General features: G+C 65.7%; 18 protein-coding genes. 11 read left to right on the top strand and 7 right to left on the bottom strand.

Going from position 1 to position 20,038, the window contains the following annotated elements:
* The 5 genes from ACT53K_RS13010 (at nt 1) to ACT53K_RS12990 (ending at nt 4,479) form a co-directional block, all read left to right on the top strand.
* A complete protein-coding gene (locus ACT53K_RS13010; RefSeq protein ID WP_476229098.1) occupies nt 1-1,071 on the top strand; it encodes a phosphotransferase in 1,071 nt (356 codons plus the stop codon).
* The gene (locus ACT53K_RS13005; protein ID WP_476229097.1) at nt 1,068-1,850 is read left to right on the top strand and encodes an enoyl-CoA hydratase/isomerase family protein; all 783 of its coding nucleotides are present in this window, start codon (nt 1,068-1,070) and stop codon (nt 1,848-1,850) included. Before ACT53K_RS13010 ends, ACT53K_RS13005 begins: the two co-directional genes overlap by 4 nt.
* A gap of 2 nt (nt 1,851-1,852) precedes the next feature.
* Nucleotides 1,853-3,013 carry an acetyl-CoA C-acetyltransferase gene (locus ACT53K_RS13000; protein ID WP_476229096.1) on the top strand — a complete coding sequence of 387 codons (1,161 nt, stop codon included), beginning with the start codon at nt 1,853-1,855 and terminating at the stop codon, nt 3,011-3,013.
* Nucleotides 3,013-3,993: an NAD(P)H-dependent flavin oxidoreductase gene (locus tag ACT53K_RS12995; protein WP_476229095.1), complete on the top strand. Its 981-nt coding sequence runs from the start codon at nt 3,013-3,015 to the stop codon at nt 3,991-3,993. The genes ACT53K_RS13000 and ACT53K_RS12995 overlap by 1 nt, the downstream gene beginning before the upstream one ends.
* A 219-nt stretch (nt 3,994-4,212) precedes the next feature.
* Entirely contained in the window at nt 4,213-4,479 is a 267-nt protein-coding gene (locus ACT53K_RS12990) for a hypothetical protein (protein WP_476229094.1), read from the top strand.
* A 25-nt stretch (nt 4,480-4,504) separates the two neighbouring features.
* Here ACT53K_RS12990 and ACT53K_RS12985 read toward each other — a convergent pair whose 3' ends face one another.
* Nucleotides 4,505-5,491 carry an alpha/beta hydrolase gene (locus tag ACT53K_RS12985; protein ID WP_476229093.1) on the bottom strand — a complete coding sequence of 329 codons (987 nt, stop codon included), beginning with the start codon at nt 5,489-5,491 and terminating at the stop codon, nt 4,505-4,507.
* Between ACT53K_RS12985 and ACT53K_RS12980 the strand changes: the two genes are divergently transcribed.
* The 6 genes from ACT53K_RS12980 to ACT53K_RS12955 all read left to right on the top strand — a co-directional run bounded on the left by ACT53K_RS12980 (nt 5,460) and on the right by ACT53K_RS12955 (nt 15,005).
* Complete coding sequence (locus ACT53K_RS12980; protein WP_476229092.1) at nt 5,460-6,359, top strand: serine hydrolase; 900 nt, start codon at nt 5,460-5,462, stop codon at nt 6,357-6,359. The genes ACT53K_RS12985 and ACT53K_RS12980 overlap by 32 nt on opposite strands.
* Nucleotides 6,360-6,821: 462 nt before the next feature.
* A complete protein-coding gene (locus tag ACT53K_RS12975; protein ID WP_476229091.1) occupies nt 6,822-7,397 on the top strand; it encodes an RNA polymerase sigma factor in 576 nt (191 codons plus the stop codon).
* Nucleotides 7,390-8,400, top strand: coding sequence for a FecR family protein (locus ACT53K_RS12970; RefSeq protein ID WP_476229090.1), 1,011 nt, complete (start codon nt 7,390-7,392; stop codon nt 8,398-8,400). The genes ACT53K_RS12975 and ACT53K_RS12970 overlap by 8 nt, the downstream gene beginning before the upstream one ends.
* Nucleotides 8,401-8,566: 166 nt before the next feature.
* The gene (locus ACT53K_RS12965) at nt 8,567-11,050 is read left to right on the top strand and encodes a TonB-dependent receptor domain-containing protein (RefSeq protein WP_476229089.1); all 2,484 of its coding nucleotides are present in this window, start codon (nt 8,567-8,569) and stop codon (nt 11,048-11,050) included.
* Nucleotides 11,044-13,164: an Atxe2 family lasso peptide isopeptidase gene (locus tag ACT53K_RS12960; protein WP_476229088.1), complete on the top strand. Its 2,121-nt coding sequence runs from the start codon at nt 11,044-11,046 to the stop codon at nt 13,162-13,164. Before ACT53K_RS12965 ends, ACT53K_RS12960 begins: the two co-directional genes overlap by 7 nt.
* A gap of 305 nt (nt 13,165-13,469) precedes the next feature.
* Nucleotides 13,470-15,005, top strand: a complete 1,536-nt coding sequence (locus ACT53K_RS12955; RefSeq protein WP_476229087.1) for a Fic family protein — start codon at nt 13,470-13,472, stop codon at nt 15,003-15,005.
* A 197-nt stretch (nt 15,006-15,202) separates the two neighbouring features.
* Here the strand turns inward: ACT53K_RS12955 and ACT53K_RS12950 are convergent, their stop codons facing one another.
* The 6 genes from ACT53K_RS12950 to ACT53K_RS12925 form a co-directional block, all read right to left on the bottom strand.
* Nucleotides 15,203-16,945 carry an asparagine synthase-related protein gene (locus ACT53K_RS12950; RefSeq protein WP_476229086.1) on the bottom strand — a complete coding sequence of 581 codons (1,743 nt, stop codon included), beginning with the start codon at nt 16,943-16,945 and terminating at the stop codon, nt 15,203-15,205.
* Nucleotides 16,942-17,691: a lasso peptide biosynthesis B2 protein gene (locus ACT53K_RS12945; protein WP_476229085.1), complete on the bottom strand. Its 750-nt coding sequence runs from the start codon at nt 17,689-17,691 to the stop codon at nt 16,942-16,944. The genes ACT53K_RS12950 and ACT53K_RS12945 overlap by 4 nt, the downstream gene beginning before the upstream one ends.
* Nucleotides 17,657-17,776, bottom strand: coding sequence for a benenodin family lasso peptide (locus ACT53K_RS12940; RefSeq protein WP_476229084.1), 120 nt, complete (start codon nt 17,774-17,776; stop codon nt 17,657-17,659). The genes ACT53K_RS12945 and ACT53K_RS12940 overlap by 35 nt, the downstream gene beginning before the upstream one ends.
* Nucleotides 17,777-17,891: 115 nt before the next feature.
* Entirely contained in the window at nt 17,892-18,500 is a 609-nt protein-coding gene (locus ACT53K_RS12935) for a GntR family transcriptional regulator (protein ID WP_476229083.1), read from the bottom strand.
* Nucleotides 18,497-19,375, bottom strand: a complete 879-nt coding sequence (locus ACT53K_RS12930; RefSeq protein ID WP_476229082.1) for a phytanoyl-CoA dioxygenase family protein — start codon at nt 19,373-19,375, stop codon at nt 18,497-18,499. The genes ACT53K_RS12935 and ACT53K_RS12930 overlap by 4 nt, the downstream gene beginning before the upstream one ends.
* 13 nt (nt 19,376-19,388) lie before the next feature.
* Nucleotides 19,389-20,009: an acyl-homoserine-lactone synthase gene (locus ACT53K_RS12925; protein WP_476229081.1), complete on the bottom strand. Its 621-nt coding sequence runs from the start codon at nt 20,007-20,009 to the stop codon at nt 19,389-19,391.
* Nucleotides 20,010-20,038 lie beyond the last annotated feature (29 nt).

Genomic DNA, 20,038 nt, shown 5'->3' with positions numbered 1-20,038 from the left:
ATGGCGACCCCGCTCGATCAGGCGAGCAATGCCGGCACCACGCCGGTGCGCGAGGGGCACCGCTTCGACGAGGCCGCGCTCGCGCGCTGGATGGCTGCGGAAGTGGAGGGCTTTGCCGGGCCGCTGGTCGTCGAGCAATTCAAGGGCGGCCAGTCTAACCCCACCTATCGGCTCTCCACGCCGAAACGCCGCTATGTGTTGCGGCGCAAGCCACCGGGCCCGCTGCTGAAGGGCGCGCACGACGTGCTGCGCGAGGCGCGCGTGCTCCGCGCGCTCGCGGGATCGAACGTGCCCGTCGCGGCGGTCGTCGGTATCTGCGCCGACGAAGCGGTGATCGGCTCGCCCTTCTATGTGATGGACCTCGTGGAGGGCCGCATCTTCTGGGACGCGACCTTCTCCGATGTGCCGGTTATGGAGCGTTCCGCCTATTTCGATGCGATGAACGCGACCATCGCCACGCTGCACCAGCTCGACCCGGCTGTGATCGGGCTGGCCGATTACGGCAAGCCGGGCAATTACTTCGCGCGCCAGATCGGCCGCTGGACCCGGCAATATCTCGACGACATCGACGCCGGCCGCGATGCGGACATGGACGCGCTCGTCGCGTGGCTGCCCGCGCATATCCCCGAAGGTGACGAGACCCGGCTGGTGCATGGGGATTTCCGTTGCGACAATCTGATCTTCCATCCCAGCGAGCCGCGCATCGTCGCGGTGCTCGACTGGGAGTTGTCGACACTCGGCCATCCGCTCGCCGATTTCGCCTATCACGCGCTGATGTACCGGATGCCGCCGGATATCGTCGCGGGGCTGGGCGGGGCGGACATCGCCGGGCTGGGGATCCCGGACGAGCAGGCCTATGTCGCCGACTATTGCGCGCGCACAGGCCGCGCCGGGCTGCCCGACTATGACTTCTACGTCGCGTTCAATTTCTTCCGGCTGGCCGCGATCTTCCACGGGATCAAGGGACGGGTGATCCGCGGCACGGCGGCCTCTGCCCATGCCCGCGAACGTGCTGCCAGCTTTCCCCGGCTCGCGCGCCTCGCGCGCGCGGCGATGGAGGCGTGCCAATGAGCCCGATCCTGCTCGAACGCGATGGTCCGGTGGCGCAGATCCGGCTCCATCGGCCCGAGGCGGGCAACGCAATCAACCTCGCGCTTGCCGAGGCGCTGGCTGAGGCTGCGGTCGAGGTGGCGGCCGATGCGACGATACGCTGCGTGGTGCTGACCGGTACCGGCCGCATCTTTTGCGCCGGGGGCGACGTCGCGGCGATGGCAACCGCGGGGGCCGAGGCGCCACGCCTGCTGCGCGGGCTGATCGATCCGCTCAACCGCGCGATCCTGACGCTGATGACGATGCCCAAGCCGCTGCTGGGAGTGGTCAACGGCGCGGCGGCGGGCGCCGGGCTCAGTCTCGCGTTGATCGGCGATGTCGTCATCGCGGCGCGCTCGGCCCATTTCACCGCTGCCTATACCGGTGTGGGTCTAACCCCCGATGGCGGCATGAGCTGGTTCCTGCCGCGCCTGATCGGCCTGCGCCGCGCCCAGGCGATGATCCTCACCAACCAGCGGCTCGATGCCGAGGCAGCGGAGCGATCGGGCCTCGTCACTGCCACCGTCGACGATGGAGCGCTGGCGGAGGAGGCGGCGGCTTGCGTCGTCCGGCTGGTCGCCGCGCCCGTCGCGGCACTGGGTGCGGCGCGCGGACTGTTGCTGGAGGGCGGGGCGGTATCGCTGCGCGACCATCTCGAAAGCGAGGCCGCCACCATCGAACGCAGCGGCGCACAGGCGGAGGCCCGGGAGGGGTTCGCCGCCTTCGCCGCCCGCCGCAAACCGAATTTCCAGGGAGTCTGAGCATGGCCGAAGCCTATATCGTCGAAGCCGTTCGCACCGCCGGCGGCCGCCGCAACGGTCGCCTTGCCGGGGTGCACCCCGCCGATCTCGCCGCCACCGTGCTTAACGCGCTGGTCGATCGCAACGGGATCGATCCGGCGGCGGTGGACGACGTGATCCTCGGCTGCGTCACCCAGGCGGGCGAGCAGGCATTTGCCTTTGCCCGCAACGCGGTGCTCGCCTCGAAGCTGCCGGCCAGCGTGCCGGCGGTGACGATCGACCGGCAATGCGGCTCGTCGCAACAGGCGGTCCACTTCGCGGCGCAGGCGGTGATGTCCGGCACGCAGGACGTGGTGATCGCGGCGGGCGCCGAAAGCATGACGCGAGTGCCGATGTTCTCCAACCTGTCGTTCCACCAGCGCGAGGGGATCGGCATCGGCCCGGTCAGCCCCAGCATCGCCGCGCGCTTCGGCGTGCGCGAGTTCAGCCAGTTTCAGGGCGCGGAAGCGATCGCGCGCAAGCATGGCTTCGATCGCGAGACGCTCGATCGCTATGCGCTCGAAAGCCACCGCCGCGCCGCCGCCGCCACCGATGGCGGTGCCTTTGCCGACGAGATCGTGCCAGTGCCGGTCGACGGCGGCCTGCATGTTCGAGACGAGGGCATTCGCTACGATGCGACGCTGGAAGGCATAGGTGGCGTCAAGCTGTTGCAGGAAGGCGGCATCATCTCCGCTGCCAATGCGAGCCAGATCTGCGATGGGGCGAGCGGCGTGCTGGTGGTGAGCGAACGTGCGCTGAAGGCGCACGGGCTGACGCCGATCGCCCGGATCGTCGACATGACCGTTACCGCCGGCGATCCGGTGATCATGCTCGAAGAGCCGTTGTTTGCCACCGATCGTGCACTCGCCAAGGCGGGGCTGTCGATCGACGATATCGACCTGTACGAAGTCAACGAAGCGTTCGCGCCGGTGCCGCTGGCCTGGCTGGGCCATGTTGACGGCGATCCCGCGCGGCTGAATGTGAACGGGGGGGCGATCGCACTCGGCCATCCGCTCGGCGCCAGCGGCACCAAGCTGATGGCGACGCTGATCCACGCGCTGCGCGCGCGCGGTAAGCGCTATGGCCTGCAGACCATGTGCGAAGGCGGTGGCATCGCCAACGTCACCATCGTCGAGGCGCTGTGATGGCCCTCCGCACGCGAATTACCGAGCTGCTCGGCATCGAGCACCCGATCGTGCAGGGCGGCATGATGTGGGTGGGGCGGGCGGAGCTTGCCGCTGCCGTGTCGAACGCCGGCGGCTTGGGGATGCTCACCGCGCTGACCCAGCCGACGCCCGATGACCTTCGCCGCGAGATCGATCGTTGCCGTGCGATGACCGATCGGCCGTTCGGGGTGAACCTGACGATCCTGCCCGCGGTCTCGCCGCCGCCTTATGCCGAGTATCGGCAGGCGATCATCGACAGCGGCGTCACCATCGTCGAGACTGCCGGCCATCGCCCGCAGGAACATGTCGAGGCGTTCAAGGCGCACGGCATCACCGTGATCCACAAATGCACCGCCGTCCGCCATGCCCTTTCGGCCGAGCGGATGGGTGTGGACGCGATCTCGATCGACGGGTTCGAATGCGCCGGCCATCCCGGCGAAGACGATGTGCCTGGTCTGGTCCTGATCCCGGCTGCTGCCGATCGGGTGCGGGTGCCGATGCTTGCGAGCGGCGGCTTTGCCGATGGGCGCGGGCTGGTCGCAGCGCTGGCGCTGGGAGCGGAGGGCATCAATATGGGCACGCGCTTCTGCGCGACCGTGGAAGCGCCGATCCACGATGCGGTCAAGCGCTTCCTTGTCGACAATGACGAGCGCGCGACCAACCTTATCTTCCGCCGTTTCGGCAATACTGGACGGGTGGCGAAGAACAGCGTGTCGGATGCGGTGGTCGCGCGTTCCGGCGCGCCGGACACGGTGTTCGAGGATATCCGCCCGCTGGTTTCCGGCGCGCGGGGACGGACAGCGCTGGAAACAGGCGATCTCGATGCCGGCCTCATCTGGGCGGGGCAGGTCCAGGGGCTGATCCATGACGTGCCGACCTGCCGCGACCTGGTCAGTCGGATTGTCGCCGAGGCGGAAGCCCTGATCGCTGGCCGGCTGGCCGCATGTGCAACCGTGTAACATGGGGTGGAAATCACATGATCCGCCAGGTCACCGTTATCGGCCGCGACGGAGCGCCATGCGCGTTCCCTCTCAGGTACCGGCACCCCATCCTCCCCAAGCAACTCGCCAGGGATGACGGCCAATCGGTAGGCACCCTCCACCCCAACTGCGCTATCAACAGGCCGAGCGAGCACGGTGAACTGATCGGTGGGGGCCGGCGCGTTGCGAACGTGGTCGATGACCGCGCGAACGAAGCCGCGAAAATCCGCCCAGCTTTCCGAACGCCGAATCCACATCCTCGACATGGCCGACCATCCAGGACGGTGTACTATGTTCCCGATAGACGAGAGCCTGGATGATGAGCTCGCCACCTCCCTCGTGCTCACCGCGATCGGGTTCGGTGGTTTGGACGATACGCCGCCTCCCATGTTCGGAACTGTGGCGTACGCGCTCGCTCGCGACATTCACCAAGCGCCCCTGAGCCGATGGAACTACTTCAATTGAACGACCAAGGATCAGTGGAAGTACATCACTTCCATCGAGTTTTTACAAATCGGGAAATCTCGGACGCCAGATCTTCATCCTCCGGCGTGTTCCCCTGAAATCCTCCATGCGGCATCGCCTCGAACACGTGCAGTTCGGCGTCTACCTTCGCCTGTCGAAGCGCACGGTGCATCCGTACCGCGTTGGACAGGAACAGGTCGCGCGTGCCCGTTTGGAGGAAAGTCGGCGGAAGGCCTGTCAGGTCGCCGAACAACGGCGAGAGATGGGGGTGCGACAGATCGGTCCCACCGGCATAGAGTTCGTTGTTCTGCATCAGCGACTTGGGCAGCACCACATCGATCATCTGATTGACCTGGAAGCTGTCACCTGATTCCGTCAGATCGACCTGCGGGGAAAGCAGGATCAAACCGGCAGGCATGGGGAGCCCTTCCTGCTTCGCGCGGAGGAGCATCGCCGCAGCCAGGTTGCCGCCGGCCGATCGCCCGCCGACGATGATGCGCGAGGGTGCGTGCCGTCCCAGCACATAGCGATACGCCGCCATCGCATCATCCAGACCCGCAGGGTAGGGATATTCAGGCGGCATCCGGTAATCGATGCCATAACAGAGCGCCTTGTGCTGATCGGCCTGCATCTGCGCCTGCGCTCGACACGCTTCTCCGCCGCCAAACACAAACGCTCCCCCGTGAAAATCGACATAGGCACAATGCGGCGCCTCCACGGTTTCAGGCGTAGCGACGTGAATCGTGGTCGCGCCGGTTCGAACCGTCTCGACGGTGGCGTGCGTGGTGCCGGCGAGCCCTTTCACCGACGTCGCATAAAGCCCGTCTGCCGCAGCCTTAAGCTGCACCCAGCCGGCATGGTCGCCCGGCAGGGGTATCGTGTAGAGCGCATTCAGCGGAACGCCCTCGTCGTTCACCAGTCGCTTGAGACTGACGTGTGCCTCCCGACTTATCGAGGAAGGAAAGGGAATCAGACGGCCTTTGACCAAGACGCCGTTTTTCTGGTCGCTCATCTCGTTACGCTACTCTCGATTTTTGCCCGGTCGCGGGCAGTCCTTTGCTGGCTCAGGCATTCCCCGTCAAACTCGCAACATCGCTTATGACGAGGCTCCTCCCATGAAGCCCACACGCCGCGTTTTTTCGCTTGGTTTGCCTGCGCTGGTTTGCTGGCCTGGGCTCGCGCGATCGGCTGTTTCCGACCCGATCGCACAGTATGAGCGGGTGACGGGCGGTCGGATCGGCGTCTATGCGGTCAACGTCAGGACGGGCGCGAAGCTGGCATGGCGCGCCGACGAACGATTCATCATGTGCAGCTCCTACAAAGCCCCCCTGGCGGCCTTCGTGCCGTCGCGCGTTGATCGCGGAGAGGAAAAGCTGAACGCCGCCATACGTTATGGAGTCCAGGACACGAAGGATCTGTGGGGGCCCGTCGCCAAGGCCAATCTGACAAAGGGCGCGATGACCGTCGAGGCGATGTGCAAGGCTGCGGTGGAGATAAGCGACGGCCTTTGTGCCAACCTGCTGTTGGCGCGTTCTGGCGGTCCGGCTGCGCTCACCGCATTCCTGCGGTCGATCGGAGATGGCATAACCCGCGTCGATCACTACGAACCGCAGCTCGATCGCGTACCCTCGGGTGGGCCATGGGACTCGACGACCCCAGAGGCGATGGCAGCCACCTTGCAGAAAATCGTCCTCGGAGAGGTTTTGTCCTCCCGGTCAAAGGCGCTGCTGACACGCTGGCTCATCGGGAACCAGACCAACCCCGCCTGCGCGGCGGCCTGCCGACAAGCTGGCGGATCGGCAACAAGACCGGGCATAGCGGGCGCGACATGGCCGGCGACATCGCCGTTGCGTGGCCTCGGTCAGATACGCCGATCGTGATCGCGGTGTACACGCGCGAGGGAAGACCGACAGAAACGCGGCAAGAAGAAGCCCGGCAGTCCCGCGCTACGGCTCCTGTCGATCATCCAGCGCAAGGGAGTGGAGGGTGTGGCCTGAGTTTGGCGCCTGTCGGTACGACTTTCGAAAAGCAGTTAGCCAATAATATCTCTCATTTACTACAATTTACAGGGGGCTTGCGTCTTGCCGAGCGAGATGTACTCTGTGCCGGCGCCGTGAATGCATGGCGCCGAGGCGTGAGAACCTCGTGCGAGACCGAACTGATCTGCCATCCTGTAGCCGGGTGGCCCACGCGCATGTCCAAGCCGTTCGCGGCCAAAGGCGTCGGCGCATGTTCTCGTGCATGTTCTCAACACCCGGCTTTCGCCGGCATCGCCTCGCAGATTGCGAGGAGGTGGAAGCGATGCGATCCCGCGCGAAGGTCAGTGCAAGGCGCCCCGCGACGTGCGCGCCGCGCTAGGTCCTGTCCGCCTGCCGCTGGAGGAAGGCAATCCGCTGCCACCCGACCATGACCGGGTGGCGCCCATAACGGTTGCGGACACACTCTATCGCGCCGAGCGACCGGGTCTTTTGCGGTTTCTGCACCGCCGCGCCGCAGAGGATCGCGCCGAGGATATCGTCCAGCAGGTATTCGTCCGCCTCGTCGCGCGAGAGCGAAAGGAGGCGGTCACGCTCGACGCGCCGGGTGCCTATTTGCGCGAGGCGGCGAACAATCTTCTGCTGGACCATGCTCGCGCCGCCGGGCGTACCTCTCAAGCCCAGCATGTGTCGATCGACGATGTCGATATCAGCGATGGCGATCCGGTGGCCGCGCTGGAGGCGCGCGACCGGCTTGCGCGGATCGAACAGGCCGTCCTTCGTTTGAAGCCCCTTACGCGACAGATATTTCTCGCTTGCCGGCTCGACGGCTATAGTTACGCGGAAATCGCGGAGCAGACGGGGCTGAGCGTGCGAGGGGTGGAAAAGCAGATGAGCCGGGCGATCAAGCAGCTTGGACGGCATCTCCGCCGCCATGACTGACACAAAGAAGCACATTCCGCAGCGTATCCATGATGCCGCTGGGGAATGGCTGGTGCGTCGCCAGGGCGGCGCCAGCCCGACGGTCGAGCAGGCTTTCGTTGCCTGGATTGCCGCAGATCGCCGTCACGGCATCGCCTATCAACAGGCGGAGCGAAACTGGCGCGACAGCGCCCAGCTTGCCAGCAGTATGGTAGCTGGCAACCGAAAGCTTGTGCCCGCGCCTTTCCTGATGCGGCACAGCACGCATATGGCTGCCGCCACGGTCGGCATCGTTGCCGCGCTCGGCATCGGCACGGCTGGCCTGCTCCGCTACGGTCCACCTGTCGGATGGATTGCGGCGGCAAAGGCCACAACCTACGAGACCCCGCGCGGCGAAATCAGGACGATCGCGCTCACCGACGGATCACAACTGACCCTCGATACCGGCACGCGCATAGAGGTCACGTTATCATCTGGCGAGCGGCGGGTGTCCCTCGAGCGCGGCCGCGCCCGCTTTCGCGTTATGCGCGACGGCAACCGCCCCTTTATCGTTGCCGTGCCCGGTGGCACCGTCGCTGCGGGCAGCACCGTTTTCGACGTCAGTGTCATCGGCCGCACCCCGACCATTGCCGTACTGGAAGGCCATGTCGACTGGATGCGCAGGGAGGGCGGAAAAGCCAGGCAAACCCGCACGCTGGTCGCGGGTCAGGCTGCGGCACTAGACGACAAGGCTGCGCCCCGGCCTGCGGTGGCAGGAGAAGCGCGCTGGGTATCCGGCATGCTGGTGCTCGACAACACGCCGCTTGGCCAGGCCGTGGAGGCCATCAACCGCTACAACCATGTCCAGCTGCGCCTGGCGGATACGCGCCTGTCACGGCTGACGGCAACCGGGGCGTTCCAGGTGCATAACCCCGAAGCATTCGCCCATGCGGTGGCAGTGACTTTCCACCTCGGCATCGACCGATCCGACCCTGGCCTCCTGCTGTTGCGCCCGGGGCCACAGGGAGCGAGCGCACCGCGCTAAAAAAGTTGTCGGGGGTTTTCCTCCCCCGGCGTCTCCCCGTCCGAGCAGCCACGTCGTGGCTAAGGGGAGGCAAAAGAGAATGGTGCGGTTTCACGCGAAAAACTGGCTGCATGGCGGCGCTGTCGTGGCGCTGATTGTAGCGCCCTCGGTCGTGGGAGCGCAGGTGGTGCGACGCGTTGCTTTCGACCTCCCGGCCCAATCGCTTGGCGAGTCGCTCAAGGCGCTGGCGCTGCAGTCCGGTGTGACGGTGCTGGCGGCCAGCGAAGACGTAGCGGCGCGGCAGGCGCCCGCGCTGCACGGCTCTTATACGCCGGAGGAGGCGCTTCGTATTCTGCTCGGGGCTTCCGGACTGGTCTTCACGCCCGTTGAGGGTGGATTTGCCGTGCGGCAAGCCCGCGGGAATCGCGACACTGGCACCGCAAGCGATCCGCAGGACATCGTCGTCACCGGTAGCCGGTTGCGGGGTGCCGCGATTGCGTCACCCATCGTCCGGATTGGCCGGGAAGAAATTCGCGATTCCGGTCAGCTCGGCCTGGGTGACGTGGTTCGCCGTATTCCGCAGAGTTTCGGCGGGGGGCAGAATCCTGGCATCGGCATGAACGTACCCTCTGCCAGTGGCGTCGATGTCGGTGGCGGATCTTCCCTCAATCTGCGTGGCCTTGGCAGCGACGCGACCCTGACGCTGCTCAATGGGCATCGTCTCGCCTATACGGCGGTCCGGCAGAGCGTCGACGTGTCGGGCATCCCGGTCGCTGCGCTTGATCGCATCGAGATTGTTCCGGACGGTGCCTCGGCGATCTATGGCTCGGATGCCGTCGCCGGGGTCGCCAACATCATCCTGCGGCACGACTATGACGGGCTGGAAACCAGCGCACGCCTCGCGAGCACGACGGACGGCGGTGACTTTCGGCAGCAATATGGCGCGCTCGCCGGACGCACCTGGGCCTCCGGGGGGCTGTTTGCCGCCTATGAATATGGGAGCAACACCGCCATCCGCGCGGAGGAGCGATCCTATGCGGCCAGCCGCTCGCCGGGGCTCGACCTGTTTCCTGCGCTTCGCCACCACAGCGTCGTCGCCAGCGGGCATCAGGACCTGGGTGGCGGCCTGACCTTCTCGCTCGACGGGCTGTACAATATCCGCTGGAGCGACCTGACCTTTCCGACGATCGCGGGCGGCAATCTCGATCAGGGCAAAGCGACCTTCTCGTCCGTCGACAAGTCCTTCGGCGTCGCGCCGACGCTGGCGCTGGACCTGTCCGACGGCTGGCAGATCGCGCTCGGCGGCACCTATGGCAAGGAGCGCGTCGACTATCACCAAGTCGAGTGCGCCGCCTCGGTCTGCAGCGATTCCGGTCCGAGTTTCTACCGCAACACCGCCAAGTCGCTCGAGGTCAATGCCAATGGCAATCTCTTCCGTCTGCCGGGTGGTATCGCCAAGCTCGCGGTCGGCGGCGGATATCGCGATATCGCCTTCCGGCGGTTCGTCGGGACGGGGAGCGCGGTCAACACGGCCGCCTCACAGGATAACTGGTTCGCCTTTGGCGAGCTGAGCCTGCCGCTGATCGGTCCAGAAGCGAATCTGCCCTTCGTAACCAGGCTCGATGCGAGCGCGGCGCTGCGCTACGAGCGCTACCCCGGCATCGGCGACGTGGCGACGCCGAAGCTCGGCTTGTCCTGGGCGGTAACGCCCGACGTCAGCGTCAAGGGAAGCTGGGGCACCTCGTTTCGCGCGCCGACGCTCTACCAGCAATATCAGCCGCGCGCCGTCTATCTGTTTCCGCCCCGATCGCTGGGCGCGACCGGCACGCCTGCGACGGCGGGAGCGATCCTGATCCTGGGCGGCAATCCCGATCTAAAGCCGGAAAAAGCGACGACCTGGTCGAGCACGCTCGCACTCCATCCCCGCGGCTTGCCGGGAGCGACCCTCGAGATCAGCTATTTCAACGTGCAGTATCGAGACCGCATCGTCGCGCCGATCACGCTGCTTGCCCAGGCACTCAGCAATCCGATCTATCGGGACCAGATCATCTTCAATCCCAGTGCCGCAACGCAGGCCGCGGCGATCGCCAGCGCGGGCACGTTCCTCAACGTTACCGGCGTTCCCTATGATCCTGCGAACGTCGTCGCCATCGTCGACGATGCCAACCTCAATGCCGGGCGGCAGCGTGCGCGGGGCATCGACGTGCTGGCGAGCTACAGTGCAGCGATCGCACGGGATCAACATCTGCGCCTGTCGTTCGACCTCGCCTATCTCAAAAGCGACCAGCAGCTCAGCGCCAGCCAGCCCGTCTATGACCTTGCGGGCACCATCTTCAATCCGCCCCATTGGCGGGGCCAGATGGCGGCGGCGTGGACCGGTGGTGGCCTCACCCTGGCGGCAAACGCGAATTATATCGGCATGGTTCGCGACACGCGGTCGTCGCCGGCCCCGCGGATCGGGTCGATGACCACGCTCGACCTGACCACGCGCTACCGGGTTGCTCCCGGTACTCCGCTCGGCGGTCTCGAGTTCAGCCTGTCGGTGCAGAATCTGTTCAACGCCAAGCCGGACCCGATCGCCACCGCGATTCCCTATGACACGCCCTATGATTCGACCAATTATTCACCCGTGGGCCGACTGATCGCATTCGGGATCACCCGCACATGGTGAGCCCGGCCTTCTGTCTGCGTTTCGTTGCTCCGCTCTGGTGTGCGCTGCTTCCGACCACCGCCTGGTCGCGCTGCGAGCAGGTCCTGCCGGGGGACGATAGCATCCGCCCGGCAGCCCGTGACCTCACGGCGGCAGACCTTATCGAGCTCCGCGAAATCGGCGATCCCGATTCGGCATCCTTTGGTGGACCCAGTCCGTTCGCGCTGTCCCCCGACGGCAGCCGTATCGCCTATATCGTCAACCGCGCCGATCTCGCCACGAACAGCTATTGCCGCGCGGTGGTGGTGAGCGGGCTGACCGGGAAGGAACCACCGCGTGTGGTTGACCGGGGCGGCGCGCTTATCACGATCCTGGACGTGCAGCGGGGCCATTATCTGCCGAGTGGCGCCACCCGCACGATCGTGCCGGCCTGGTCGCCCGACGGGCGCCGGATCGCCTATCTGCGGCGTGATGCCAGCGTAACCCAGGCGTGGGTGGCGGAGGCGGACGGCAGTGGCGCGCGTGCCGTCACGCACGTCGCCGTCGATGTCGAAGCGGTGGCGTGGAGCAGCGATGGATCCCTGCTGCTCTATGGAACGCGGAAGGGGACGGCCGACACGGAGGCGGCACTCGATCGCGAGGGGCAGTCGGGGTGGCTCTACGACCGCAGGGTGTCGCCGGAGATTTCGGCGCGACCGTTGATGCCCGCAACCGACCTTCTGGATGCGAACGCGGTCGATCTGCGCACCGGCGCGATTCTGCCTGCGGACCCGGCAGACCAGGCTGCGGTCGCGCAGGCTGCTCCGAACGACATGCCCGTCGAACCAAGGGCGGTCGGGCCCGATGGCAGCAAAGCCCTGCTCGAGCGCCGGGACAGTTCGCCGCTTGCACCTGCCCGATTGGTCGTCGCCGGCGGCGTCGGCAGGCATCGCTGCGATGCGGAAGCCTGTGCGGGCGGTATCCTCTCGCTCTGGTGGCAGGGCGATGCGGTTCTCTTCCTGCGCCGTGAGGGGTGGGCGAAGGAAGCCATGGCGCTCTATCGCTGGCAGCCCGGCGGCGCGCCTCCCGCTGTCATTTTGCGCACCACCGATGTACTGCACGGGTGCGTGATGGCCGGTATCGAACTGGTCTGCACGCGCGAGGATAGCAGCACGCCGCGCAGGGTGGTCGCGATCAACACCGCAACGGGCGCTTCCCGAACGATCTTCGATCCCAACCCCGAGTTCGCCAGCGTCCGTTTAGGCCCCGTCCGCCGTCTCAAGTGGCGCAACGAGCTCGGGCTGGAGGCATGGGGCGATCTTGTCCTCCCGCCTGGCTACACGCCCGGCACGCGGCTGCCGATGGTGATCGTCCAGTATCATAGCGACGGATTTTTGCGGGGTGGTACCGGCAACGAGTACCCGATCTTCCTGCTCGCCCAGCGTGGTATTGCCGTGCTGAGCACCGAACGTCCGAGCTTTTTCGCGGCAGCCTTTCCCCAGCTCAAGACCTGGTACGAGATCAACGCCGCCAACCAGAAGGACTGGGGCGAGCGCCGCAGCCTTTTGTCATCGGTGCTCACCGGCGTTCATATTGCTGTGGAGCAAGGCTATGCCGACCCTAAACGTGTCGGTATCACCGGGCTCAGCGACGGCGCGACCACGGTTGCGTTTGCGCTGATCAACAGCAAAGCCTTTGCTGCGGCTGCGCTCAGCAGCTGCTGCATGGAGCCCAATACGACCGCGACCTATGGCGGGATCGCCTGGGCGGAATGGTTGCGCGGCATGGGGTATCCGCCAGCGACCCACGACAATCCCGCTTTCTGGCGTGACATGTCGCTGGCACGCAATGCCACCCGCGTCGGTACGCCGCTTCTGATGCAACTTGCCGACAATGAGTTCCGGCTGGCGCTCGAAGCCTTTGGGGCCCTCCATGAGCAGAACAAGCCGGTGGAGATGTACGTCTACCCGGACGAATATCATGTGAAGTGGCAGCCGATCCATCGCCGTGCCGTCTATGCGCGCACGCTCGACTGGTTCTCCTTCTGGTTGCAGGACCGGGAGGATCCCGACGTGGCCAAGGCCCCGCAATATGCCCGGTGGCGCGCCCTGCGGTCGGGCTCTCCGCCGACGCTTCCGCCGAAGCCGACTCGATAGGCGCAAGTGCCCTCTGCTCGTCGACGAATTTCGATTTCTTGCTGTAAAATCTTCTGCTCGCTTCAGCTGCGATTCTGCCTGATTTTTCGCTTGTTCTCGGGAGGCTGTTCACGGGGGAGGGGAGTGCTCCCTCCCGACTAGGGTCTCCCCCAGAGGCTCCGTTGGGAGGAGGCCATCATCATGCTCAGACCAATTAGTCGAGAATGAATTTCGCAGATTGGTCGATCCGTGATAGATTTTCGCAGATTGTGAATGCTTCTCAGGAAGCATGAGCTGCTTGAGAATGGTTTTCACAGGAATTTGGGATGCGTGAATGGCTTTCACAGCCGGTGATCGAATTTCGCACGCTTCCTTTGCCGGAGCCCGGCATTCTCGCCGGCTACGCGGCCCTCATCGAGCGCTTCGATCTCGCGGTTCCGCTTGCTGACCGATTTACAGCAATTGCCGAACGGCACCATCCGCACTCCAGCGACCAGTGGCGAATGCTTACACCGCGTTACGCGCCGGCCTTCGAGCTTGCTGCGCAGCTGACCTTCGCGCTTCGCTACGAAGGGCTTAATCTAGCTGTTCTTGCGAGGCTGTTCGGTACCGTCCCGCCCGCAGAGATTGCTGCCATCGTCGAGGCCAGTCCGACCGGCGCCTATGCGCGGCGAATCTGGTTCCTGTACGAGTGGCTCACCGAGACCAAGCTTGAACTCCCCGACGCTGGGAAGGTCCGTGCGGTCGACGTCGTGGACCCGGCGCTCCAGCTCGCGCTCCCGAAGGGCGAACCCTCGCCTCGGCATAGGGTCATCAACAATCTGCCTGGAACGCCTGGGTTCTGTCCGATGGTGCGCAGAACCCAGGCGCTTGACGCCTATCGTGCGCGGCAATTCGATGTGCGCGCGCGCGAAACCGCCGGTCGCGTCCGGCCCGATTTGCTGGCGCGCGCGGCGGCGTTCCTGCTGCTCAACGATTCCAAGTCTTCGTTCGCGATCGAGGGGGAACGTCCGTCAGGCACCCGCGCAACGCGCTGGGGGCAGGCGATCGCTCAAGCAGGTACGCGCACACTGAGTCTTGCCGAATTCGACCGCCTGCAACGCATCGTGATCGGCGATGACCGTTTCGTGCGTCTTGGCCTGCGCGAGGAAGGGGGCTTTGTCGGGGTCCATGACCGCGACACGCAGATGCCCATCCCCGATCACATCAGCGCGCGGGCCGAGGATCTGCAATCGCTGCTGCAAGGGGTGATCGCCTACGCGGAGCGGGCCATTCGCGGCGGCATGGCCCCCGTCGCAGCCGCTGCCTGCCTGGCGTTCGGCTTCGTCTATATCCATCCCTATGTCGACGGGAACGGGCGCCTCCATCGGTGGCTGTTCCACCACGCGCTTGCGCTTGCGCATTTCAATCCACCCGGCCTGATATTCCCTGTGAGCGTGGCCATCTACCGCCGGATCGCCGAATATCGTGCGGTGCTGGAATCCTATTCGTCGCCGCTGCTTCCGTGCATCAGCTGGGAGCCAACGGGCGACGGCAATCTCCGCGTGCTGAACGACACCGCGGATTTCTATCGCTTCTTTGACGCGACCAGGCATGTCGAGTTTCTTTATGCCTGTGTCGAGCAAGTCATCGAACAGGATATGCCGGAGGAGATACGCTTCCTCGAGAGCTTCGAACGCTTCAGCGAGCATATTCAGCAGATCGTGGATATGCCGGCCGCGCAGGTCGAGCTGCTCCGCGGCTTCCTCGCACAAAACGAGGGCAGGCTGTCCGGGCGCGCCCGGACCCGCGAGTTCGCTGCGCTCGACGACGACGAAGTCGCGGCAGTCGAGCAAGCATATGCGTTCAGCTTTTTGGATTGATCTGCACCCAGCCGCGTCTCTGAATCTTCCGAGCCACCGTCGCTCGGAGCCGTTCGGTGGTACGGCGGCCTTAGGGTAGACCGGCCTTGGTCATCCTCAACGCCATGGTCCGCAAATGACAGCATATCGCCCTCGGATGATCATACGGTTGCCCCGGCCGGCGTCTTGCCGGACAGATCGGCGGTCGCGAACAGTCTTCAGCCTTGGGCTGCCGCCCATGCTTCGGCATCGACGAGTTCCATGAGCCGCACGAAGCGCAGGCCGCGCACCGGGCCAGGCAACGAGAGTGCCTCGGCGAGCTTGCCCGTGTCGATCAGGCCCAACGCGGCCAGGCGGCCGCCGAGCAGCATATCGCGGATGACGGGCCGATGCCGGTCGAAGATCGTCGCGACGAAGCCGGTGGGCGTGCCTTTCGAACGGCGCGAGACAATCGCTGCGGGGAGATCGGGTTCGAAGGCGCGCCGCGCCACCGCCCGGTCTCGGCCCGGTGCCAGCCAATGCCAGCTCGGGATGCGCAGGCACGCCTCGACGACGGGCTGCGAGACCAGCGGCGAGACCGCACGCTGCGGTGCCAGGGCGTTGACCGCTTCGACCAGGTTCTGCGCCGGAACCAGCAATGCGACATGCGCCGCCCGGCCCGGCAGGATGCCGGGCGGCGGCAGGAACCAGGGATGCGCGGGTGTGTCGCGGACGATGGCACGCGCAGCGTCCGAGAGAAAGTCGATCGCCGGCGCCTGACGCGGGGCAGGCGAGCGGAACCATGCGCGATGGGCCGCACGCCAGGCCAGCGTCCAGATTCCTGCCTGTCCGAGATCGCCTAGCACGCGCGCCGCGTCCCAGAAGCTGCGGTTCGGCCCCCGCATGGCGAGGCAGTCGGCGAGGATGGCGACAGTACGCGACGCGAAGAAGACATTGTCGCCACCGCCGCCGTCGATGACGCGGTCAGCGCCCCATTCCGCCGCCATCTCCGCAGCGATCGCGTCCTGCGCCTGGGTGAAGCAGCGATGCACCGGATAGGGCATATGCGCCGCGCCGGAGCTACGGACATCGATGCGCGCTAGCTCGAAGCGGCGGGTCTGCAGGTCGATACTCGCCGCTTGGGCAGCCAGCGCCGCATAGTGGCGCTCATCGCTTGCCGCATCGTCTCCGACAAGGTTGAGGCCGATGACGTCCGCGCGCATCCCTTTGAGACTGGAGGCGACAATCGCCGAATCGAGGCCGCCGGAAAGCAGCAGGACCAGACGATCGCTCTTAGCCGCACGGACACGGACGGCGTGATGGACGGCGCTCCGGACCAGGTGTGCCGCTTGCGCCGCATCATCGATCTGCCGGTTCGGCGCGACATGCGTCCAGGGCGACCATAAGCGATGCTGGGCAGCACCGTCTGCCGACACGGTCAGGCGATCGCCGCCGCGCAGCTCGGCGATCCCGACAAGACAGGTCTCGCTTCGACGCCATTCGGGATGGGCGATATGGCGCGCCAGCGCGCCCCGGTCGATAATGCGACGGCAACCCAGCGCCTCGAGTAGCGCGAGATCGGAGGCGAACAGGCGAACGCCGTCAGCCTCGGCATGGTAGCAGCCAAGATCGCCGAAGGGCGCGCGCACGATACTGGTGGTGCTTTCGCCAGACAGAAAGGCGACATAGCTGCCCCAATAGCGGTCGATCAGCATTGCCCCGCGCGACTGCGTAATGCCGCTCCATGCGGTCTCGTCGAGCGTCTGCTCCGGCCGCGCGCACCCGCGGTCGAACAGGTCGCCAAGGATGGCATGGCCTTCAGGGTGTGCGATCCGGTGCGGGTGATCGCTCCACAGCAAAAGGCGGTCGGTTGCGACAAGCGGGGTGAGCGCCGTCGCTGCCGCGCGCGCCCTGTCGATCGCATGCGGGGGCAGGGGGATGCCTGGAGGCGACAGGAGCGCGAGGAAGCGCCGACCCCTCATAGGACGAGTATCGGCGTGAAGGTCCGCACCATGTCGACGCGGTCATTGATTAGCCTGTCGCCCTGCTGGACCCAGCAATGCGCACAGAAGGGGCCGAGCTGGACGCCCAGTACCAGTTCGGGCAAGACGCCCAGCGCGATCATGCGTGACGCCACGGCGATCGACTGGGCGAGGCAATTGTCGCGCTGGGTGCGGATACGCGACGCGGCGGCAAAGCCTGCCATGATCTGGTCGACCTTCGCTTTCGCAGGGCCCCCTGATTGCGCCAGTCGCGTCTTGCGCGCCTTGAGATGCACGAGCGTCCGCCCAAGTCCCGCCCAGCGTAGATGCACGCGCGTTCCCGCCAGACTGGCGAGCGCGCGGCCGGTTGCGATCAACCCGACAGGACCAAGCGGAAGGTCGAGGATGCTCGATGACGGAATCCGGAGGGGGGCGCAGGGCGCGGGCGCCTCGGTACTCGCGGATGGGATCAGCATGCCCCGTGACACCAGACCCTCGATATGTCGGTCATCGGGCGGCAGCATGCCGTCTAGCATCTGCCGGAAGCTGTGCTCGACGGGCAGCGAAAGGCAGAAATAGCGGTCGGCGACGATGTCCAGGAAGAGGAGGCGGTCGCCTACCTCGCAGTAGGAGATGCCTTCGCGGAGCGAGAAGCCCATGGTCGAGGCCCGGATCGGCGCACGATCCTTGAAGAACCGTGCGCCGACGCGGTCAGTCTTCGGTAATGCCGAAGGGTTCCTGGCCATTCTTTATATCGATCACAAGGCCGGCGCCTCCCTTGGTTTCGACGCTTGCAGTGCCGAGATTGATCAGATCGTCTTCGCGTTCCATGATGCTCTCCTTGGTCCTGCTGCGATGTGCAGCCACAGGAGACTAGGAAGTTTGGCTCGCTATCCGAACTTTATACGGACTCTATATCGATTTTGTTTGGCGAGCCCGGTGCGCATCATTGCGCGCGATAGACGGCGCGGACGAGTGCGGCTGCGGCGCGACGACGTCGGCGGTGATAGCTGGCGCACAGGCGTCTGAAGCCGGCGTGGTCATCGACGCTGGCAGCATGTGCCAATGCGTCGAGTTCGGCATCACTCGCGCCGATGGTCATGGGTTCGACGATCCGAACCGCATGCACGCGCGCGTTGAGCCGGTCGACTGCATGGGCGTGCTCGCCATTTCCGGAATGCCGGGCAATGGCGAGAAACAGGGCAGCCGTACGATCGGCCAGGCTCGCGTCGCCTTTCCTCTCGGTAGTGCGCGCGGGCGCAACAGGGCGTTGCCAGGCGCGGACCGCGAGGAGGAGCAGTTCGCCCGACCAGTCATAGAGATCCTCGAGACGAGGTTCGTCGAGCGGCGGTATGTAAAAGCCGCCTGCCGTCCGCGTCTCGACGAGACCTTCGCCCGTCAGTCGGTGGAGCGTGTCGCGCACCGGTGTGACGCTCGATGCCAGCGACGTGGCGAGTACTGTCGGGTCGAGCCGTTCGCCCGGTCCAAAGACGCCGTGCATGATCTGCAGGCGCAATACGCTATAGACCCGTTCGGCGGTCTGCCCGGCGTTCACGAGGTGCCTCGCTGCGCCCGCCGGTGGGCCTCGACCAGCGCCTGCTGATCGGGGCGAAGCGCATCGACTGCGCCGAGCGCTCGATCGGTCGGCCCATGGAGCAGCACCGAAGGGCATTGCCCTTCGAAATTGCCGAGATTGGGCCGATGCTGGCGATAGCCGACCAGCGCTGCCAGATCGGGCGAGAAGCTACGCGCGATCTCTGGCGGATAGGCCAGCCATTGATTTTCATAGGGTTTAAGCCAGCCGAGCGCGTAACCGATGATGATTCCGCGCCGTACCGCCTGCGTGCGATTCGCTCCGGCGCCGTGCAGCGTCGAACCGAGAAACAGAAGGGCATCGCCCGGACGCATCGCTGCGGCGAAGGGCAAGCCAGAGGTATCGGTCAGGGAATGCGCACCGTGGCTGTCAGGCCAGACCAACGTCGCGCCATTGTCGGTGGTGAATGCAGTGAGCGGCCACATCACGTTGACGAGATATTCGATGGTGCCAATCGGGCCGCGCCACATGTCCTGATCGCGGTGCGGTAATTGCGCGGGCGCACCGGGATGGACGGCAATGGCCTGGGTCGTATTGAGCTGGATGCAGTCGCACCAGGGCGCGAGCATGGCTTCGGCGATACCGAGAATGCGCGGGTGCTGGACCAGCGCCGCCGCGCCCGCCGCGCGTCGCAGCAGTCGTCCGAACCGCTTGGTGGTCGTGCCGTAGAAACCGCCTTCGCCGAAGGGCGTTGTCGTGAAGCCGTCCGCCAGTTCGACGTCCAGCGCGTGAATCTGCGCCGGCGGCAGCACCTTGCGAAGGATGCACCAGCCATGGGCGCGAAGATCGCGTGCGTCTTGGGCGATCAGATCGGAAGCATCGGGTCGGTCGAACATGCGCCTTCTCCTTTTATGCGAGCTGCGGTGCAGGCGTTGTTCGGAGCGTGGCGGCCGACCCTATGCCTGCCGCGGCGAGCAGGCTGGGGGTATCGGGAGCGATGTCGATGCGCAGTGCGGCGAGCAGTGCACCGTCGATAAGTCTTGGGGGACCCAGCGGGCGACAGCGCCAGCCAAAGGCGAGGATCTGCTGGACCCAGCCCAACGCCGCAACCGCGCTATAGGCGGCGATGCCATGCTCCAGCGCATGGTCGACCAGCGCACGCACGAGCGTGTCGCGCACCGCACGGCGCTCGGCTGCCCGCAGACGCCGGTCGAGGCAGAACCGCGTAATCTCGAACAGGTCCGGCGCGCGCGGCGGGCCGTCCTCGCACAGTCCCGGATAGACACTGTCGAGGAGATGCGGGCGCATGGTCGGCAGCAGCCGCGCCGATCCCAGATGGCTTCCGTCCGGCTCCGCGAGAATCAGATAGGTGGCGTGTTCGTCGTCGAACTGGTCGATTTCATAGCAGCCGGCGAGGACGGGCACGTCCCATTTGAGCAGATCGACGAACACCGACTTGCGCGCCGCGAACATTGCGCGGAGCACAGCGTCCGGCACGGACCGGGCGTCGGATTGCAGGACATGCAGCATGGCATTGCCTCCCTTGACCGTGATTGGTC

Source organism: Sphingomonas sp. DMC8 (genome assembly GCF_056314185.1).
This window is presented reverse-complemented; position numbering and strand designations above follow the sequence as displayed.

Excerpts from the sequence above, each read along its gene's own strand:
- ACT53K_RS13010 (WP_476229098.1), top strand. The coding sequence starts at position 1 with ATGGCGACCCCGCTCGATCAGGCGAGCAATGCCGGCACCACGCCGGTG.
- ACT53K_RS13005 (WP_476229097.1), top strand. The coding sequence starts at position 1,068 with ATGAGCCCGATCCTGCTCGAACGCGATGGTCCGGTGGCGCAGATCCGG.
- ACT53K_RS13000 (WP_476229096.1), top strand. The coding sequence starts at position 1,853 with ATGGCCGAAGCCTATATCGTCGAAGCCGTTCGCACCGCCGGCGGCCGC.
- ACT53K_RS12995 (WP_476229095.1), top strand. The coding sequence starts at position 3,013 with ATGGCCCTCCGCACGCGAATTACCGAGCTGCTCGGCATCGAGCACCCG.
- ACT53K_RS12990 (WP_476229094.1), top strand. The coding sequence starts at position 4,213 with ATGACCGCGCGAACGAAGCCGCGAAAATCCGCCCAGCTTTCCGAACGC.
- ACT53K_RS12985 (WP_476229093.1), bottom strand. The coding sequence starts at position 5,491 with ATGAGCGACCAGAAAAACGGCGTCTTGGTCAAAGGCCGTCTGATTCCC.
- ACT53K_RS12970 (WP_476229090.1), top strand. The coding sequence starts at position 7,390 with ATGACTGACACAAAGAAGCACATTCCGCAGCGTATCCATGATGCCGCT.
- ACT53K_RS12960 (WP_476229088.1), top strand. The coding sequence starts at position 11,044 with ATGGTGAGCCCGGCCTTCTGTCTGCGTTTCGTTGCTCCGCTCTGGTGT.
- ACT53K_RS12955 (WP_476229087.1), top strand. The coding sequence starts at position 13,470 with ATGCGTGAATGGCTTTCACAGCCGGTGATCGAATTTCGCACGCTTCCT.
- ACT53K_RS12950 (WP_476229086.1), bottom strand. The coding sequence starts at position 16,945 with ATGAGGGGTCGGCGCTTCCTCGCGCTCCTGTCGCCTCCAGGCATCCCC.
- ACT53K_RS12945 (WP_476229085.1), bottom strand. The coding sequence starts at position 17,691 with ATGGCCAGGAACCCTTCGGCATTACCGAAGACTGACCGCGTCGGCGCA.
- ACT53K_RS12940 (WP_476229084.1), bottom strand. The coding sequence starts at position 17,776 with ATGGAACGCGAAGACGATCTGATCAATCTCGGCACTGCAAGCGTCGAA.
- ACT53K_RS12930 (WP_476229082.1), bottom strand. The coding sequence starts at position 19,375 with ATGTTCGACCGACCCGATGCTTCCGATCTGATCGCCCAAGACGCACGC.
- ACT53K_RS12925 (WP_476229081.1), bottom strand. The coding sequence starts at position 20,009 with ATGCTGCATGTCCTGCAATCCGACGCCCGGTCCGTGCCGGACGCTGTG.